This is a genomic window from Rhizobium sp. WSM1274, from assembly GCF_025200775.1.
Lineage (GTDB): Bacteria > Pseudomonadota > Alphaproteobacteria > Rhizobiales > Rhizobiaceae > Rhizobium > Rhizobium leguminosarum_I.
Window position 1 is genome coordinate 4549853 of the sequence record NZ_CP104138.1, and the last position, 19103, is coordinate 4568955.

Annotated in this window: 13 protein-coding genes; 1 reads left to right on the forward strand and 12 read right to left on the reverse strand. The window is 62.0% G+C overall.

Translation table 11 applies throughout. From position 1 onward, the window contains the following. Positions 1–7: 7 nt before the first annotated feature. Complete coding sequence (locus N2600_RS22435; RefSeq protein ID WP_260297433.1) at positions 8–1360, forward strand: bifunctional folylpolyglutamate synthase/dihydrofolate synthase; 1353 nt, start codon at positions 8–10, stop codon at positions 1358–1360. 74 nt (positions 1361–1434) lie between these two features. Here the strand turns inward: N2600_RS22435 and trxA are convergent, their stop codons facing one another. The 12 genes from trxA to N2600_RS22495 all read right to left on the reverse strand — a co-directional run bounded on the left by trxA (position 1435) and on the right by N2600_RS22495 (position 19060). Beyond that, on the reverse strand, positions 1435–1755 hold the full coding sequence (trxA, locus tag N2600_RS22440) for a thioredoxin (protein WP_003544118.1): 321 nt from the start codon (positions 1753–1755) through the stop codon (positions 1435–1437). A gap of 74 nt (positions 1756–1829) precedes the next feature. Further along, the gene (gene addA / locus N2600_RS22445) at positions 1830–5381 is read right to left on the reverse strand and encodes a double-strand break repair helicase AddA (RefSeq protein ID WP_260297434.1); all 3552 of its coding nucleotides are present in this window, start codon (positions 5379–5381) and stop codon (positions 1830–1832) included. Continuing rightward, on the reverse strand, positions 5374–8565 hold the full coding sequence (addB, locus tag N2600_RS22450; RefSeq protein WP_260297435.1) for a double-strand break repair protein AddB: 3192 nt from the start codon (positions 8563–8565) through the stop codon (positions 5374–5376). Before addB ends, addA begins: the two co-directional genes overlap by 8 nt. A gap of 3 nt (positions 8566–8568) precedes the next feature. Continuing rightward, complete coding sequence (locus N2600_RS22455) at positions 8569–9300, reverse strand: nucleotidyltransferase family protein (protein WP_260297436.1); 732 nt, start codon at positions 9298–9300, stop codon at positions 8569–8571. A 13-nt stretch (positions 9301–9313) separates the two neighbouring features. Further along, entirely contained in the window at positions 9314–10831 is a 1518-nt protein-coding gene (tsaE, locus tag N2600_RS22460; RefSeq protein WP_260297437.1) for a tRNA (adenosine(37)-N6)-threonylcarbamoyltransferase complex ATPase subunit type 1 TsaE, read from the reverse strand. Continuing rightward, the gene (locus N2600_RS22465) at positions 10828–13413 is read right to left on the reverse strand and encodes a sensor histidine kinase (protein ID WP_170279903.1); all 2586 of its coding nucleotides are present in this window, start codon (positions 13411–13413) and stop codon (positions 10828–10830) included. The genes tsaE and N2600_RS22465 overlap by 4 nt, the downstream gene beginning before the upstream one ends. Positions 13414–13616: 203 nt before the next feature. Continuing rightward, a complete protein-coding gene (ahcY, locus tag N2600_RS22470) occupies positions 13617–15017 on the reverse strand; it encodes an adenosylhomocysteinase (RefSeq protein ID WP_017965981.1) in 1401 nt (466 codons plus the stop codon). Between the two features lie 157 nt (positions 15018–15174). Continuing rightward, the gene (locus tag N2600_RS22475) at positions 15175–15450 is read right to left on the reverse strand and encodes an HPr family phosphocarrier protein (RefSeq protein WP_003544133.1); all 276 of its coding nucleotides are present in this window, start codon (positions 15448–15450) and stop codon (positions 15175–15177) included. 9 nt (positions 15451–15459) lie between these two features. Next, positions 15460–15861, reverse strand: coding sequence for a PTS sugar transporter subunit IIA (locus tag N2600_RS22480; protein WP_003544139.1), 402 nt, complete (start codon positions 15859–15861; stop codon positions 15460–15462). 148 nt (positions 15862–16009) lie between these two features. Further along, entirely contained in the window at positions 16010–16462 is a 453-nt protein-coding gene (locus N2600_RS22485; RefSeq protein ID WP_170260868.1) for an HPr kinase/phosphorylase, read from the reverse strand. After that, positions 16459–18249 carry a sensor histidine kinase gene (locus N2600_RS22490; RefSeq protein ID WP_162114934.1) on the reverse strand — a complete coding sequence of 597 codons (1791 nt, stop codon included), beginning with the start codon at positions 18247–18249 and terminating at the stop codon, positions 16459–16461. Before N2600_RS22490 ends, N2600_RS22485 begins: the two co-directional genes overlap by 4 nt. A gap of 76 nt (positions 18250–18325) precedes the next feature. Then, complete coding sequence (locus N2600_RS22495) at positions 18326–19060, reverse strand: response regulator transcription factor (RefSeq protein ID WP_206119754.1); 735 nt, start codon at positions 19058–19060, stop codon at positions 18326–18328. Between the last annotated feature and the right edge of the window lie 43 nt (positions 19061–19103).

Here is a 19103-nt window from a genome sequence, read left to right on the forward strand (position 1 = left end):
TGCCGAATTGATACCCAGAGGCCAAACCGCGGTGAGCGAGGCAGCACAGGAGATCGACAAGCTCATGGGATTGCATCCCAAGGGCTTTGATCTGTCTCTCGATCGCATCACCCGTCTTCTCGATATGCTCGGCAATCCGCACAGGAAACTGCCGCCGGTTATCCATGTCGCCGGCACTAACGGCAAGGGGTCGGTCACCGCCTTCTGCCGCGCTTTGCTCGAAGCCGGCAGCTACAGCGCTCATGTCCACACCTCGCCGCATCTCGTCAATTGGCACGAACGGTACCGCATCGGCGTCAAGGGCGGACGCGGACAGCTTGTCGACGACGCTGTCTTTGCCGAGGCCGTGCGTCGGGTAGCCGATGCCAATGCAGGACAGCACATCACCGTCTTTGAAATCCTGACGGCGGTTACTTTCATCCTGTTTTCGGAACATCCGGCCGATGCCGCGATCATCGAAGTCGGTCTCGGCGGCCGCTTCGACGCCACCAATGTCATCTCCGATCCGGCCGTCTCGGTAATCATGCCGATCTCGCTGGATCACCAGCCTTATCTCGGCGACAGGGTCGAGTTGATCGCGGCCGAAAAGGCCGGCATCATGAAGCCGGGCTTTCCCGTTGTCATCGGTCATCAGGATTATGACGCAGCACTTGACGTACTGATGTCGACGGCCGAACGGCTGCATTGCCCGAGCGCCGTCTTCGGGCAGGATTTCATGGCGCATGAGGAATATGGCCGGCTTGTTTACCAGGACGAGTTCGGTCTTGCCGACCTGCCGCTGCCGCGCCTTCCTGGCCGGCATCAGTATGCCAATGCCGCCGCCGCCATTCGCGCCGTCAAGGCGGCGGGATTCATCGTCACCGAAACGATGATGGAAAAAGCGATGAGTTCGGTCGAATGGCCGGGCCGGCTGCAGCGTCTGAGCGAGGGCCGGCTGCTGTCGCATGCGCCCGCCGGCGCCGAGATCTGGATCGATGGCGGACATAATCCGGGGGCCGGCGAAGTGATCGCCGAAGCCATGGCCAATTTCGAGGAGCGCCAGTCTCGGCCGCTTTTCCTGGTTACCGGCATGATCAATACGAAGGATCCGGTCGGCTATTTCAAGGCCTTTACCGGCTTGGTCGAGAAGGTTTTCTGCGTGCCGATCCGCGGCAGCGAAGCGATGATCGACCCGGTGATATTGTCGAATGCCGCTTATGATGCCGGCCTGGTTGCCGAACCAATGTCGACGGTCGGCGATGCACTGGAAGCGATAAAAGCCGTCGTCGATCCCGAGGCATTGCCGCCGCGCATCCTGGTCGGCGGCTCTCTCTATCTCGTCGGCGACGTGCTTGCCGACAATGGCACGCCCCCGAAATGAAGGCTGCAAAATGAAAAAAGCCCGGTCGAAGCCGGGCTTTTTCTTCAACGTGCTATGAATTAAGCGAATATCAATCAGGCAGCGCTCGAAATCCAGTTCGAAAGAGCCGTCTTTGGCTTTGCTCCGACCGAGATATCGGCAACTTCGCCGCCCTTGAAGATTGCAAGGGTCGGAATGGAGCGCACGCCGAACTGTGCGGCGAGTTCCGGGTTCTCATCGATGTTCAGCTTGGCGACCTTGACCTTGCCTTCCATCTCGACGGCTATTTCTTCGAGGCTCGGAGCAATCATCTTGCACGGGCCGCACCATTCGGCCCAGAAATCGACGACGACGGGTTCTGCGGATTCCAGAACTTCCGACTGGAAGTTATTGATATCGACTTTCACGGTAGCCACGGGCTGCTCCTTTAACGGAATTGGTGTTGAACCACATGTGATGGTGCGGTGCCGAATTTTCAATGTCCGGTATTTCACTTTGTCTTGACCGCTGCAAGCGCCAAACCGAGCGCCTCTTCGCTCAACGTGAAGAGCGAGGCGTTCTCGGTATAGACAAGCATGCAGTCGATGGACTTATCGGGATAGAGCGGCGCCAGGATCTCCCGATAGATCGCCAGCTGCGCCCGGTGTGCGAAGGGGATGGCCTCCTCTGTCGCCGGCGGCACCCGATTGGTCTTGTAGTCGAGAATGACGACGCGATCGGCAAGAACGGCAAGCCGGTCGATGCGACCGGAGACGGCATAGCGCCGGTCTTCGAGCGTCAATGTTCCCATGATCGACACCTCTGGCTGGGCCTGCGCACCGAGGACGGACTGAAGACCTTCCTCGTCCAATAGTTTCAGAACCGAATCGACAAGCTTGCGCCGTTCGGCTTCCGGCCAGAATCGAGCCGCTCGTTCAGCATAACGGCTCGCCGCATAAGGTCGTTCGCCAGGTGGAACTTCGGGAAGCGCCTGCAGCATGCGGTGGATCAGCCTGCCTTTCTCCAGTGAACGATCGCTGCGCTCCTTCTCGCCGAACAGCGGCGAAACGACCAGCAGGCCGCCTTCGTCCTCATCGATGATCGTCCCGGCGCCGGAGGGGCTGAGCGGCCGCGGCAGCTCAGCCTGCGGCGGCAATGGCCGCAAAAGGCCATCCGGCAAGGTCTCCTCGCTGCCGCGCTCCTCGCTGCGGTCGATACGCTCAAAGCTTCGTTCCACCCGCGGCACGCGCCATTTGATGCCCGGCCATTCCCCATCGGGACCGGAGAACGTGGTCGCCTCCACATGCGGATGGTCGTCGCGCAGCGCCGTCGAAATCATCATATGCCAAGTATCGTTGTTCACACGTACGCCACGATAGCCGCAGACGACCAGCCGGTCGGCCGCGCGCGTCATGGCGACATAGAGCAACCGGCGATATTCCTCTTCCGCCAGCATCTGGATACGCGTCGCATCGTCCTGGGTCAGCGAGTTGGCGAGATCGGAGACAGGAACCCAGACGGGCATCGGCGGCTCGTCGGGACCGGTCTCGATCAGGCGAAGCTTCGGCAGATGCGTATGCGTAAAGGCCTTCGAACCGCCGTCGACGAGGAAAACGATCGGCGCTTCAAGACCCTTGGAGGCATGCACCGTCATGATGCGCACCTCGTTGCGTCCCTTGTCCTGCTCGCGTTTCACTACGGGCGCCTCGAGCTCCAGCGTCGAGATGAAGGATTGCAGCCCGGGAAGACCGGAGCTTTCGTGGTCGAGTGTGAAGGTCAAGAATTCGTCGAGGATATCGCTGACTTCGGTCCCGAGACGGGCAAGGAATTGCCGCCGCCCGCCATGACTGCCCAGCACACGCGCATAGAAATCATGAACGGACAGGCGCCTGGACTGCCGGAGAAACAGCTCCAGCCTCTCGGCGGCTGCACGGAAACGTTCGGTGCCGTCGGCGGCGAAGCTTTTCAGATGGCTCCAAACGCTCTCATTGTCGCTGCGTAGCGCGGCAACCGCAAAGATGTCGTCCTCGGAGAGATCGAAAAGCGGGCTCTTGAGCACGGCGGCGAGCGAAAGGTCGTCTTCCGGCAGAAGCAGGAAACGGCCGAGCGCCAGCAGATCCTGCACGGCGATATGGCTGGTCAGCACCAGCCTGTCCGCGCCGGCGACCGGAATATCGCCGCGGCGTTTCAACGCCCGTGTCAACGCATTGACGAAGGCGTCGCGCTTGCGCACCAGCACCAGGATGTCGCCGGCCTCGATCAGGCGTTCCTTGCCTTTTTCGACGATCGTCTCGCGGCCAACAAGCGTGCCGATTGAATGGGCGATCCGCCGCGCGAGGATTGCGGCCGGCGCGCTTTCCGGCGTCGCGTCGAAGGGCGCCGTCCAGTCTTCTTCCTTCACCACCGCTTCCGGCGCAACCATCTCCCAGAGATCGACGGCGCCGGGATGTCCGATGCGGCTGGAGCGATGCACGACCGGTTCGTCAAGCGCGCTGAGGCCGCGCGCGTTCTCGGGCGCCTTGAAAATATGGTCGACGGCCTCGAGCACATCGGCGGTCGAACGGAACGACAGCGGTAGCCGCACGGAGGAAAAGCTCTGCCCGCTATCGGAAACTCGCCGCCGCGTTCGGTCGCTTTCCTCGGAAAAACGCTCTGGCCGCGCGCCCTGGAAAGAATAGATCGACTGCTTTTCGTCGCCGACGGCAAAGAGCGTGCGCACGATCGGCCGGGCACTTTCGCCGGAGAAGAAATCCCCGGCGAGCGACTGGATGACACTCCACTGGATCGGGCTGGTATCCTGCGCCTCGTCGACGAGGATATGGTCGATGCCGCGATCGAGCTTGTAGTGGATCCAGGGACCGACGCCACTTTTCATGAGCAGGTCGGCGGTGCGGGTGATCAGATCCTCGAAATCGAGCTGGCTGCGCTGCTTCTTCAACTCCTCGTAGTCGTGGTTCAGCCGATCGGCGAGCACGAGTGCTGCCTGCGTGGCGCCGTACACCCGCATCAGTTTCAGCCGGTCGCGGCTTGCTGCGACATGCGCGCGGGCAATGGCGATGGCGTCCGCCAGCTGCGGTGCCTCGGCAAGCATGGCCTTGACGAAGAATTGCGAGTCCGCCTTGGGCTCGCCCTTCATTGTCAGAAAGATTTTCTCGAGGAACTCAGCGCGCCTTGCGTCATCGCGCTCCCGCCCGGTGAGCCTGAGGCCGTAGGCAACCTCTTGCGCCTTCGTGCCACCCTTCTGGTCGGCCAGCGAGAGATAAAGCTCTAGCGTGCCGCCCGAAAGCCCCGGCAAAGGCCAATATTGCGCCGCGATCCGGCTTTCCGTGTCGCCGGCTGCAAGGCCAAGCCTTTTGCGCAGGACCTTCTCCACACCGCCCTGCTGTTCGGCCGTCGCGGTAAAACGACGAATGGCGTTGCGGTTGGCAACGATGTCGCCGAGCAGGTTTTCCAGTCCGGATTCGTCGCCGAGGTTGAGCACGTAGGTGAATGCCTCGGCAAGGGTGCTGTCTCCCTCCGGCGCGGTTGCGGTCAGCAGCGCCCGGCGCGCATCGGAAAGCAGCGCCACCGCCGCGCGATCGTCGAGAACCGAGAAATGCCCGGCAACGTTGGCCTCTAGCGGGAACTGATGCAGAAGCGCTTCGCAAAAGGCATGAATCGTCTGGATCTTCAATCCGCCGGGCGTCTCCAGCGCCTTGGCAAACAACCGGCGGGCCTCGGCAAGCTTCAGTCCGTCGGGAGCCGTACCCTCGATCTGCGCGATCCGCCGGCTAAGCTCTTCATCATCGAGCACCACCCACTCCGCCAGCCGTTCGAAAACGCGGTTCGACATCTCGGAGGCCGCAGCCTTGGTATAGGTGAGGCATAAAATGGCGGAAGGCCGCGCGCCCGCGAGCAGCAGCCGGATAACGCGCTGTGTCAGCACATGCGTCTTGCCGGACCCGGCATTGGCCGAGACCCATGCCGAACGCAACGGATCGGAGGCAATCGCCTGCTGAATTGTCGTCCAGCCGATCCAGGCACCCGGATCGTCGTCGTTGGGCAGGGCGGTCACATCACTCATCACCGCCCTCTTCGGTTTCGGCCGTCGACCATTCGGAGACGCGGGCGAGATGATCGTAGGCGCCGCCGAAATCGAATTGCTGGGCCGGGATCAGCCGAGAGGTGAAGCCTCTTTCGTTGGATTGCAGCAATCCGACGAACTTGACCAGCTGATCGATCGATTCGGCGGCGAGATCCATCGCCGATTTCGCTTTGTCGCTGCGGGCCGAGCTCTCGTTGTTGACGGTATCGACCTGGAAGCGGCTCCCGGGTCGCAGACGCACATAGAGAAGGTCCTGCGGCACGAGGCTGCCGGCATCGCGGAAGGCGCCGGCGTTCAGGGCTGCGGCCTCTAGAGCGAGCTGCGGATCGAGAAGCACGCGTGCCTGCGCCGGCGACGGATTGTAGCCGGTCTTGTAGTCGATGATGTCTGCCGAGTTTGGTCCTGTCATGTCAATCCGGTCTGCGACGCCAGTGAGCCGGATATTGATCGACTCCAGCTCCATGCCGCCCCGTACCTCCGTCAGCGTTTTCAGGACGCCATGCCGGCGTCCAGCCTCCCATTCGAGAAAGGCGCGGGCCACTTCGCGAAAGCGCGGTCGCCACACGGCATCGATATGCGGCGGCAGTTTTTCCATGTCGAAAAGCTCGGAAAGGATACGCTCCATCGCCGCTGCCGCATCAGGCGTCCCGGCGATGTGAGCCTCGCGGATGAAGCAGTCGACGATCTTGTGGTAGAGCGTTCCGCGTTCGGCCGCTCCTGGATCGCGGTTGAACGCATCGACCGGGTCAAGCCGCAGGGCACGGCGGGCATAGATGGCATAGGGATCACGGCGCAGCCGGCCGACTTCGCTGAAGGAATAGGATTTCGGCTGCAGTGCGAGCGGCGGTTTCGGCGAGGGTCGTTGCGCCGGCGCTTGGGCCTCGCCCCGATCGATGAGTGCGGCCCATTGCAGAAACCGATCACCGCGAGCCCTCAATTCCGCTTCGAACGCCTCTCCGCCGAGCGCCAGCAGCCGCTGCAGCCAACGCGAGGCAACGGTCGGCGTCGAGCCCTGGCGCAGCGCGCGCGAATAGATCAGATGGCGTGTGCCGTTCGCCGTCTCGAAATCATGTGCCAGCTGGCCGATGCGCCGCTCCGGCGGCTCGAGACCGATTTCCGTCTTCATCGTTCGCGGAATGAAGGGATTGTTAGCGGTCTGTCCCGGCCAGGTGCCTTCGTTCAGTCCGCCGAGGATCAGCGTATCGACGCTCTGCAGGCGGGCTTCCAGCGTGCCGAAGATGAAAAGCCTGGGATGGCTGAGCGCCCGTGGCTTCACCGCATGACCGGCGGCAAGGGCTGCCATGATGTCGATCCATTGCGGTCCGTCGGCCTCCATCTGGCCGTCCGTATCGATCACTTCACCGAGCAGGGTGGCGAGGGCATCTCCCGCTTCGTTTGACCAGAGATCGGCGAGATTGCCGTGCGGATCGACCGCGACCGCTTCAAGCGAACGGCCGGTGCGCTCTGCCCATTCGGACAATGTGAAGCGCACTGTTCTTCCGCGATCTTCCGGCCGGTGCCGGATCAGCGCCGAAGCCAGGGGCTCGGTCGCTTGTGCGACCCGGCGGGCAAGGTCGTATGCGGCGTCGGCGGCATCGGGCGAAAGCGCTTTTCGCCATTGCGGCGCGTGCCTGTCGAGGGCCTGTTCGGCAAGTTGGTGCGTGAGCAGCGGTTCGAGCGTACTGATATCGACCTCTGCCACGCCGCCGCGCAGTGCCAGCAGCTCGAGCGCCTCGGTAGCGGAAATCAATGCACCGCGCTCGAGGCCGAAGCGGGCAAGCGGATGTTTGAGCAGCGAGACGATCGCCACCGGATCGCCCGGTCGCAGCGCTGCCTCCAGCAGCAATTGCAGCAAGGTGCCCTGCGGCATGGCCGAAAGCGGTGTGCCCGCCGAATCATCGGCGAGGATGCCGAAACGGGAAAGCTCGGCCATCACCCGCCGCGCGAGATTGCGGTCCGGAGTGATGAGTGCTGCCCGGCTCTCGCCGTCCTGTCCCGGCCTCTCCAATGCAAGCCGGAGTGCGATGGCAATCGCGGTGGCTTCCTCGCGCTCATTGGCGGCTTCGATTAGCGAGATATCAGAGAAGGCCGAAGTCAGTGCGCCGGCCGGCAGATCGCTCTTCCACGCCCCCCAGTCGCTGGTCGCCTCCGCCGGGGCAAGGGCCCGCGACAGGATTTCGGCGCGCCGGTCAAGATCAGCGTCCGGTCTGTCGAGAAGCGTGACATCGGCGCGTGTCAGCTTCAGCCGCTTGAGCAGCACCGACAGGCCATATTGGGGATGGCTCCGGCTTGCGGGATTGGCGTGTTGGCCGGGCGCCGGTTCCGGCGCAACCATCTGCCAGTGCCTTTCGGGCATGGAGAGATCGAGACCTGGAAGCACGATCACACCTTCCGGCAGATAGGCGACGGCGGCGATGAGATCGGCGGTGGCGGGAACGGAACCCGTCGAACCGGCGATGATGATCGGCCCGGCGGGTTTCGTTGCTGAAAGCCGGCTCGCCTCGGCCCGGAGAATGGCGTTTCTGTGCCGCGCCGGCGAGGATTTTCCGAGTTCGGACAGCCGCTCCGGCCAGAAGGCGCTGGCGATCTGCAGGAACTCCGCCGTCAGCTGCCACCAGGCGGCATAATCGCCGGTATCGAGTTTCGACAGCTCCGACCAGTCGAGATCCTCGGTCTCGATGGAATCGATCAACTCGGCAAGGTTGCGGGCGAGCCAGATCGCATCCGCCGGGCTTGCCGGCGCGACGAGCGGCGAGTCCGAGTGGATGTGGCGAACGATCTCCGGCAGCTTGTTCCGCCAGGCAAGGATCAGACGCGCAAGCTCCAGCAGACGGGCGGTATTCGACAGCGGCTGAGCGAGATCGATCGTTGCCGGCAGCGCCTCGTCGAAATAGCCGCTATCGTCATCGGTTTCGCCGAGAGGACGGATCACCGGCAGGATCGCAGAGCGGCCGCCGAGCAGATCGACGAATTCGGACCGCAGCACACGCACGGCGCGCCGGGTCGGCAGGTAGATCGTCACTTTGGCAAGCGATAGAGGATCATCGACGTCGTGCCGGAAAAACGGCGTCAATCGGCCGTCGCAAAGCGTCGTCGCCAGCGTTTTCAGGAAAGAGAGACCTGCCGGGATCGTCAGGATGCGTGGCTGGTGCCGCTCCGCCATGGCTTACGCAAACGTCCGCAATCGCCGGATCGTTTCCTCCGCCTCGCCAACCGCGTCGGGCGTTCCCACCGTCAGCCAGTGACCTTCGAGCACGATGCCGAAAAGCCGTCCGCGCGCGATCGCCTTGTCGAAATAGATATTGAGGTTGAAAGCATCCTTCGGTGCATCGTCGAGCAACGACGGGTTCATGACGATCGCTCCGGCATAGACGACGGGATTGGACGGATCGTCACGATAACGCGTCAGCCGACCATCGGCTGCGAGACTGAAGTCATTTTTGCCGTTGTGACCCGTCGTATCCTCGATCCCAACACAAAGCAGCGCCATATCCATGCGTTCGGCATCGAAGAATCCGGCTAAGCGCTGCAGGTTCGTCAGCCGGCCCGGCTGTTCGCCGATCCAGAAGAGATCGGCATTCATGACGAAGATATTGTCGCGGTCAAGCAGCCTCAGCCCCTTCGCCAAGCCGCCGCCGGAATTCATGAGCGCGTCCCGCTCGTCTGATATGACGATGTCGAGGCCGTGATAATTCCCGAGATGTTCGAGCATCTGGTCGGCGTGGTGGTGAACGTTGACGACGGCGCGTTCGATGCCGGCCGCCACGAGGCAATCCAGCGCGTAGTCGATCATCGGCTTGCCGTCGATCTTCACCAGCGGCTTCGGGATCGTGTCGGTGATCGGGCGCATGCGGGTTCCGAGACCCGCGGCCAGTACCATGGCTTGTCTGATGGTCATTCTGATCCGAAACTTATGATTCGCTCCGGCCTATTCCAGCCCTTGCGCACCAATCGCGCAAGGGGGCAAGCGTTTCATGCTCAAGCGCGACGTTCAGATAGGAAAGCGTGCGTGGCATATGTTTCAGATAGCCCGGCTTGCCGTCGCGCTGCAACAGGCGCACCCAAAGACCGGCAAGCTTGCAGTTGCGCTGCGCCGACATGATCGCCCAGGCCTTCATAAATCCGGCTTCGTCGAAACCGCGCTCCGCACGGCGAAGCGTCAGATAATCATCCATCAACTGCCGGAAGAGATCCGGCTCGATCGTCACACGCGCATCCTGGACGATCGAGGCAAGGTCATAGGCCGTGGGACCGATCATCGCGTCCTGGAAATCGATCAGGCCGATCTTGCGAACACCGCTTTCATGTTCGCGCCAGATGATATTCGGCGAGTGGAAGTCGCGCAGCAGCAGGTTCTTCTCGGCCGTAGCAAGCTCGTCGATGAGCGCATCCCAGATCGCCAGATATTCCGTCCGTTCTGTTTCCATTGCAGGAGCGCCTTGGCGCTTCCATGGCAGGTGCCAGTCGAGCACCAACTGCACCTCCATCTTCATCGCCGTGCGGTCGAAATCAGGAATATGGTGGATATGGCTCTTTCCAACCGGGATGTCCTGCGGAAATTTCAAGGCATGCAGCCTGGCCAGGCAGGCAACGCTTTCGCGATAGCGTTCGATAATAGGCCGTCCCTGGGCATCCAGCACGCCCTCGCTGCCGAGATCTTCGATCAGCAGGATACCCTTGTTATAATCCACCTTGTAGACTTCGGGCGCCGCAAAACCGTCCTTGCGCAGCGCATCGGCGATCGCCACGAAGGGATAGGCGTTTTCGGCAAGATGAGCGACTTTGGGATAGGGTTTGCCGTCGAAAACCGGCGGGCCTTCAGCAAGCGGCGGCCAGTCCATCAGGATGATGCGTCGGTTCCCAGGTTGCGGATAGATCGCCTCATAGGCGCGCAGCGACGCATCGCCGGTCAGGAATCGGCGTTTCGCTGCGGGGTAACCGGCGGTATCGAGGAACTCACGGATCGCCAGGACCCGGCGGACGCGTGAATTTTGCGCGCCAGCGGCTTCGATCGTCGCCCGCCGGCCGCTGCCTTCATGCGCCAGCGTCAGGGTGATGCGCTCCGCGGGCAGCTCGCTCTCCGCCATCTCAGGCCATTCGACGAGACAGATACCGCTTTGCAGGGCCTCGTCGAAGCCGAGTTCAGTCAATTCGGCAGGGTCGCCGAGCCGGTAGAGATCGAAATGCGAAACGGGGATGCGCAGATCGTAGGATTGTACCAGCGTGAAGGTCGGGCTCGGGACTTCAAGCCCCTCGTCATCGGCCATGGCCCGCAGGATCGCCCGGGCGAGCGAGGATTTCCCTGCGCCGAGATCGCCGGAAAGGGCGAGGCAATCGCCGGCTTTCAAGGCCAGCGCCAGGTCCTCGCCGAGGCGGATGGTAGCCGCTTCGTCCTTCAGGAACAGCGAAATCGCATCATTGGTCGTCATTCGGCAGCGGCGGAATGCGGTACATTGACCGAGGGGATACGGCAGACGACCGTCGTGCCCTTGCCCGGCTCGCTGTCGATCGTCACGTCGCCATGATGCAGACTGACGAAGCTGTCGACGATTGAGAGGCCGAGGCCGGCGCCGCCGCGTTTGCCGCTTTTCGCCCCCGTGGCAAAACGGTCGAAGACGGTGGCGATCATGTCAGGTGAGATGCCGGGGCCGCGATCGCTGACGGAGAAAACGAAATCCGTGCCTTCGCGATGGCATTCCAGCGAGATCGAAGTGCCTTCGGGCGAGAAATTCGCCGCATTGGAAAGAAGCTTCAGCAGGATCTGCTTCAGCCGCTGCGGATCGGCAACGATCGAGCCGAGATAGGCGGGTGCCGTGATTTCAAGCGCAACGCCGCTTTCGTGGAGACGATCGGCGATCTGCATCGAGACGTCGTCGAGCAGATCGTTGAGATCGATATCCGCATAATTGAGGCGCATGATGCCGGCGTCGACGGTCGCAAGGTCGAGAATATCGTTGACGAGCGTCAACAGAACCGAGGACGAGGTCGAGATATGGTCGATATATTCGGCCTGCCGTTCGGTGAGCGGCCCGACGCCCGGCGTGCGCAAGAGATCGGTGAAGCCGATAATGTTGGTCAGTGGCGAACGCAGTTCATAGGAAACATGCTGAACGAAATCGTTCTTCAGCTCGTCGGCCTTGCGCAACGCTTCGTTCTTCTCGGTCAGCGCGCGCTCGGCACGCACACTGTCGGTCATGTTGACGAAGGTCAGCATGGTCTGGGCGTTCGGCAGCGGAATGACGGCGTAGTCGAGCACGAGGCCGGAGAAGAGTTCCAGCGTTCCCTGACCCGAGCGGCGTTCGTCGTCGAAGCTGGTGATCAGTTCCGCGAAAGTCTTCCAGCCGTCCGGTCGGTCATAAGACGGGGTGCAGGCCTCGCCCAGCGCGCGGATATGGGTGCCGGGCTTGGCTTCGGTTTCGGTGATCCCCCAGAGCGCGCGGAAGGCCGGATTCGACAGGCGGATGCGCCCGTCTGGGCCGAACACCGCCACACCTTCGGAAAGATGGTCGATCGTTTCGCCCTGCACCTTGACCAGCGTGTTGTAGCGCGTTTCAAGATCGACCTGCTCGGTCAGATTTTCGAACACCCAGGTGGCGCCACCCTGCGGATGCGCGGTCGCAAAGACCCGCAGCGTCTGCCCGTTCGGCAGGTGCCAAAGATCCGTTTGCGTGTCGAGCGCGCGATAGACGGAAAGGGCTGATTCCTTCCAGCTTTTCCAGTTGAGTTGGTCCGGCAACTTCTTGGCTGCGCGCAGCCGCTCGAGCAACTCGCTATTATCGGGCCGGCCTTCGAGGAAGGCGATATCAAGCTCCCAGAGTGCGACGAAGGCCTGGTTGTAGAATTGCAGCCGGCGGTCGCCGTCGAAGATGGCGACGGGCGTGGCGAGATGATCGAGCGTTTCGGCATGGCTCTTCAGCGTCCGTTCCAGCTCGGCGCGCACCGCCTCTATGTCGGACACGTCGATCGCAATGCCGGCCGAGCCGCCGGGAACCCTGACGTCGACGACGTCGAAGAATGTGCGGTTGCCGTGCACGACCGTCGAGATCTTGTCGTGGAAGGGTGATTCCGGCGTCGTCGTGGCGCGAATGCGTTCGCGCGCCACGGTCGTCAGCATCTCACGGCCTTCATTGATCGCCTGCTGCGGCGATCGCGCCTCGACAGCCTCGCCATAGGCCTGGTTGACCCAGGTGAGGCGGCCCACCGGGTCGCGCTGCCAGGCCGGCATGTCGATCGCGTCCAGCATGGTCTGGAAGGCCGAGATCGAGGTCATCAGCCGGTCGCGCTCGATCCTGAGCTCGGCGAGCTCGGCGCGCAGATTGTTGAGCGCCACGAAACGGACAAAGGCGCGCCCGCCGGAAACCCGGCCCTGCGCCTCGAGGATTTCGTCGCGGATGGTTTCGACCACCATGTCGAAGCTCTGCGCCTCGTCGCGCAGCCGGTCGATCGCCTTTTCCAGCTCGGAAGCCGAGCGTGATTTCAGCCATAGGCCGAAGGCCAGGAATTCGCCGTCCTGCGGCGCGCCGGTTTCTGGCGGAAGCTGGCCGAGCAATTCGGGACGCGCATTGCCGTCCCAGATGACGATCCGCCGGTTTTTGTCGGCGATCAGAGCCTGGTATTGCGAAATGCGCTGCTGAGCATCGGAGAGTGCCGAGCGGATTTCCCGGCTCTCGTTTTCGAGGTTACCGCGCTGGCGCACGAGCCACAGCGTCGACAGCAGTGCTGCCGATATGACGCCGATGACGACGGAAACACCGACGACCTGCGAGGATGTGAAGAGGTGAGCCGAGGCCGCCGCCTGCTGCTCCGCCTGTGCCAGAGCCGGCCGCGCCAGCGCGGCAAGCGCCGTGCCGGCCGCGCAGCTTTTCAGGAAGCGCGCCAATGGTCCGTGCTGTTGCTTTACGGCCTCGTGTGCCGTTGCAGATTTATATCCTTGGCCTGCCATCAGCGGGCGGCGATCGGCGCAAGCGCCATCATCCGCCTGACCGGGCAGGCTGCTTTTTATTTCCGACATCCGCGGTATGTCTCCGTCCTTCAATGTGCCGCATTACGACAAGACATCCCATTTTCGCGACGGCCGGACAGGGTCCGGCGCCACGAATCAAGTCTTAAAACAATACTTCGGAAGGGAATCGGCGGGAAGGGAGCGCCCAAAAAATAAGCCGCGGCATTTGTCAATGCCGCGGCTTCTACATCTTGTGGATATTAACTATCGGATTAATATCTGTAGTGGTCGGACTTGAACGGGCCCTTCGGCGAGACGCCGATATAGGCAGCCTGTTCCGCGGAAAGCTCGGTCAGCTTCACGCCGAGCTTGTCGAGATGCAGGCGTGCGACCTTTTCATCGAGATGCTTCGGCAGGATATAGACCTGGTTGGAATACTGGTCGGGCTTGGTGAAAAGCTCGATCTGCGCCAGCGTCTGGTTGGTGAACGAAGCCGACATCACGAAGGACGGATGGCCGGTGGCGTTGCCGAGGTTGAGCAGGCGGCCCTCGGAAAGAAGAATGATGCGGTTGCCCTTGGGGAATTCGATCAGGTCCACCTGCGGCTTGACGTTGGTCCATTTGAGATTGCGCAATGCTGCGACTTCGATTTCGTTGTCGAAGTGACCGATATTGCCGACGATCGCCATATCCTTCATCGCCCGCATGTGGTCGATGCGGATGACGTCCTTGTTGCCGGTCGTTGTGATGAAGATATCGGCCGAGGAAACGACGTCCTCGAGCAGGACGACTTCATAGCCGTCCATCGCAGCCTGCAATGCGCAGATCGGATCGGCTTCGGTCACCTTGACGCGGGCGCCGGCGCCGGAGAGCGAAGCGGCAGAACCCTTGCCGACGTCGCCATAGCCGCAGACGACGGCAACCTTGCCGGCCATCATGACGTCGGTGCCGCGGCGGATGCCGTCGACCAGCGATTCCTTGCAGCCATATTTGTTGTCGAACTTCGACTTGGTGACCGAGTCGTTGACGTTGATCGCAGGGAAGGGCAGCAGGCCCTTCTGGCTAAGCTGGTAAAGGCGGTTGACGCCGGTCGTCGTTTCTTCGGTGACGCCCTTGATCGCATCGCGCTGTTTGGTGAACCAGCCAGGCGAAGCGGCAAGGCGCTTCTTGATCTGCGCGAAGAGGATTTCCTCTTCTTCGGAATGCGGATGAGACAGCACGTCCTCGCCGGCTTCGGCGCGGGCGCCAAGCAGGATGTACATGGTGGCGTCGCCGCCGTCATCGAGGATCATGTTGGAAAGGCCGCCGTCAGCCCACTGGAAGATCTTGTCGGTGTAGACCCAGTAATCTTGGAGCGACTCGCCCTTGATGGCGAAGACAGGCACGCCGGAAGCGGCGATCGCGGCAGCGGCATGATCCTGCGTCGAGAAGATGTTGCACGAGGCCCAGCGGACTTCGGCGCCGAGCGCGACCAGCGTTTCGATGAGCACGGCCGTCTGGATGGTCATGTGCAGCGAGCCGGTGATGCGCGCGCCCTTCAACGGCTTTGTCTGGCCGAATTCGGTGCGGCAGGACATCAGCCCCGGCATTTCGGTTTCGGCGATCGTAATTTCCTTGCGGCCGAAATCCGCAAGCCCGATATCGGCGACGACATAATCTTTTTCAGTGCTCATAGAGGCCTCCAGGCTGAAAAACGTCTCAAAATTGGCGCAGGCGCGAAGGATGACCCACGTGCAAGCGCACGGCATGTCCGCCGTTTAGCAGGCTTCGCCGGTGATGGCAATAAGGATATAAAGAAGTCTTTATATGTTTATATGAACTCGTCGGAGCTCACATCTCCTCGCCGAACCTGTTCTGGATCAGCTGATCCAGCGCCTCCAGCGCTTCCTCGGCCTGGCTGCCGCTCGCCGAGACGACGACGCTCGAGCCGGGGCTTGCCGCAAGCATCATCAGCCCCATGATGGAGGTGCCGCCGACCGTCATTCCGTCCTTGGAAACGGTGATGGCGGCATCGAAGGTCTCGACCATCTGCACGAATTTGGCGGAAGCGCGCGCGTGAAGACCGCGCTTGTTGATGATAAGGAGTTCCCGGGAGAGCGATGTCATGAATGCCCGTTATTTTCCGCTGAGCACGCGGCTCGCGACATTGATATATTTCCGCCCGGCTTCGGAGGCCTCCACCAGCGCCTTCTCCATGTTGTTCTCGCCGCGCACCCCGGCAAGCTTGATCAACATCGGCAGGTTGACGCCGGCAATGACTTCGGTATGGCCGCTGCTCATGACTGATATGGCAAGATTGGACGGCGTGCCGCCGAACATGTCGGTCAGGATGACGACGCCGTGGCCATCATCGGCACCGGAAACGGCTTCCAGAATGTCTTGCCGTCTCTGGTCCATGTCGTCTTCGGGGCCAATGCAGACCGTCTCGATGAATTTCTGAGGACCGACGACGTGCTCGACAGCATGACGAAACTCTTCAGCCAGCTTGCCATGAGTGACAAGCACAAGTCCGATCATGATATTACTGCTCCCATATACAAACGGTGGCCCCAATATCGCAATGCAGCAATTACGTCCACCGGTGGGGGCACATCTTGGCTATGAAAAGCCGAAGTGCAAGATAAAAATGCGAATATATAAGGCAGATTGACCAATCCGGAAGGCCTCAGCGCCCGATATCCGGCACTTTTGCCATCAGGATCGCAAGGGGTGAGGAAACGCCTGTGAGCAACCGCAATGCGGGAAGCGAAAAACCGGCGGCAAGGTTCACCATTTCGCCCTCGGGAGGCACCCGGTTTTCACCGGTAGCGCTGCCGGGAAGCACGGCATAATGCATGGCCGCCCTGGGAATATGGTCCTGACGAACGATGCCGGTGCCGCGAAGTTCGATCAGCCCGGCGATCGACGGCGGGCATGCGGCGATTACCGCGCCGGCCTCTCTTGAGAGAAGAACCTGGTCGTCGGCGACCAGCGCCGTGAAAAGACCGAGCCGGCGCGCCTCGGTCATGCAGGTGAAGGCCAGCATCGATTTTCCCCAGCCGGAGGGGCCGCTGAATAGCAGCCCCGTCTTGCCAACGACGATCGCCGTCGCATGGACGTTGAAACCTGCCTCGGTCATGCTGCGGCGCCGATTGGCAAAGAGAGGATGAAGCGCGCGCCGAGTATATGCCCGCTCTCGGCATCGGTGATGTTTTCGGCTCTCAGCGAACCGCCATGCGCTTCGGCGATCTGCCGGCTGATCGACAGGCCGAGCCCCGAATTCTGGCCGAAGCCTTCCGCCTCCGGCCGGTCCGTATAAAAGCGCTCGAAGATACGGTCGATATTTTCCGCCTGGATGCCGGGGCCGTTGTCTTCGATCGTTGTGACGCAGCGCGAGCGTGTCCGCACCAGCCGCACGGTAATCTTGCCGCCTTGCTCGGGTACGAACGAGCGGGCATTCTCGATCAGGTTGGCGATGATCTGGCCGATGCGCAGATCGTGGCCGTTGACGACAAAGCGCGTCTTGACGTTCGGTTTGCGTTCGACGGCATATTCGATCTGCACTTGCTTCTTGCTGCTCCTGACCTGGCGTGACACCTCGATGAGGTCGCGCAGCAGCACCTCCATGTCGATCGAGCCGGCATCGACGCGCGCGAGTTCCGCATCAAGGCGCGAAGCGTCGGAGATATCGCTGATCAGCCGGTCGAGGCGGCGGACGTCATGCTGGATGACGTCCATCAGCCGTTTCTTGGAATCGTCGGATTTGGCAAGTGGCAGCGTTTCGACGGCGCTACGCAGCGAGGTCAGCGGATTCTTGAGCTCGTGGCTGACATCCGCCGCGAAACTCTCGATCGCATCGATGCGGTCGTAGAGCGCCGTCGTCATCTCGCGCAGTGCAATGGAAAGATTACCGATCTCATCCTGGCGGGCGGAGAAGTCGGGGATCTCTTCACGCGCCTTGGCCCCACGCCGGACGCGGATGGCAGCCGCCGAAAGGCGGCGCAGCGGATTGGCGATGGTCGATGAAAGCACCAGCGACAGCAGCACGTTGACGAGTGTTGCGACGCCGAAGACGCGCATGATGGCAAGCCGCTCTGCATGAACGATATTGTCGATGTCGCCCGCCTGCGTCGACAGCAGCAGCACCCCGAGCACGGCGCGGAAACGCTGGATCGGCACGGCGACGGAAACGATGAGTTCGCCTTTTTCGGTGGTGCGCACGACCGCACCGCGCACGCCGGTCAGCGCGTTCATCACTTCGGGATAGATCGAGCCATCACCGCCCGGCGCTTCCTTGTAGAGCGGCAGATTGCCGGGCTGCAGCGCCTTGTTGAACAGAGTGGCGAACCACTCGCTCCAGGTCTGTTTCTCCTCTTCAACCGGCGGCAGGTCGAAGCGCAGCACCTGGCCGCGCGAATAGAGATGGCGCGAATCGAGCAACAAATTGGCGTCGGCATCGAAGATGCGGGCGCGTGTACGCGTCGGAGAGATCAGCCGGCGCAGCACCGGCGCGACCTTTTCAGGATCGATCGGGAATTCGAGGTCCTCGTCGTTCGGCACCGGGGTGATGCTCTGGCCGGCCTGTAGCTCGAGCAGCTTCTGCGGATCGATGGTGATCGAGTTGGTATCGACCGACGCGGAGGCCGAAATGGCGCCGGCGATGATTTCGCCCTGCGTCAAAAGGCTTTCGGCGCGGGCGTCGATCAATCCCTCGCGAAACTGGTTGAGATAGAGGATGCCGCCGACGAGCACCACGAGCGCGACGAGATTGAAGAACAGGATGCGCCGCGTCAGGCTTGAAAAGACGGCATTGCCGAAGATCCGGCGGATCAGCGTGAAGGGATGCGACCAACGGCGGCCTCGGACGCGACGGGTGCTCACGCCCTCCGCGTCGTCCAGATCCCTTTCCTGCACCAACTGTGCCAATGACAGGCCCTTTCGAAAGGTTGGGCCGGATAAACCGGCCGGCAACCTTCAATATCTCCAGCTGTGCCGCTCGGGCTCAAGCTGCTTCGCGGAAGCGGTATCCCACTCCGTAGAGTGTTTCAATCATATCAAAGTCGGTGTCGACCATCTTGAATTTCTTGCGCAGCCGCTTGATGTGGCTGTCGATGGTCCGGTCGTCGACATAGACCTGTTCGTCATAGGCTGCGTCCATCAGCGCGTCGCGGCTTTTGACGACGCCGGGGCGCTGCGCCAGCGAATGCAGGATCAGGAATTCGGTCACCGTCAGCGTCACGGCCTCGCCTTTCCAGGTGCAGGTGTGGCGCTCCTGGTCCATGACCAGCTGCCCGCGCTCCAGTGAGCGGGCCTGCTGGACCGCACCGGTCTTCGGCGCGCCGGTGGGGCTCGTGCCGGCGGCGGCAGCTTCGCGGCTGGACGCGCGGCGCAGGACGGCGCGCACGCGCTCCACCAGCAGACGCTGCGAAAACGGTTTGGTGATGAAATCGTCGGCGCCCATCTTCAGGCCGAAGAGTTCATCGATCTCCTCATCCTTGGAGGTGAGGAAGATGACGGGAATGTCCGACTTCTGCCGCAGGCGGCGCAACAGTTCCATGCCGTCCATGCGCGGCATCTTGATGTCGAAGATCGCCAGCTGCGGCGGTCGCGCCAGCAGGCCGTCGAGCGCCGAGGCACCGTCCGTATAGGTCTCGACCTTATATCCTTCAGCCTCCAGTGCGATCGACACCGAGGTAAGGATGTTGCGGTCGTCATCAACGAGCGCGATTGTCGCCATGGTGTTGGTCTCCGTCATCAGTGCGCATTCTCCCGGATTTGCT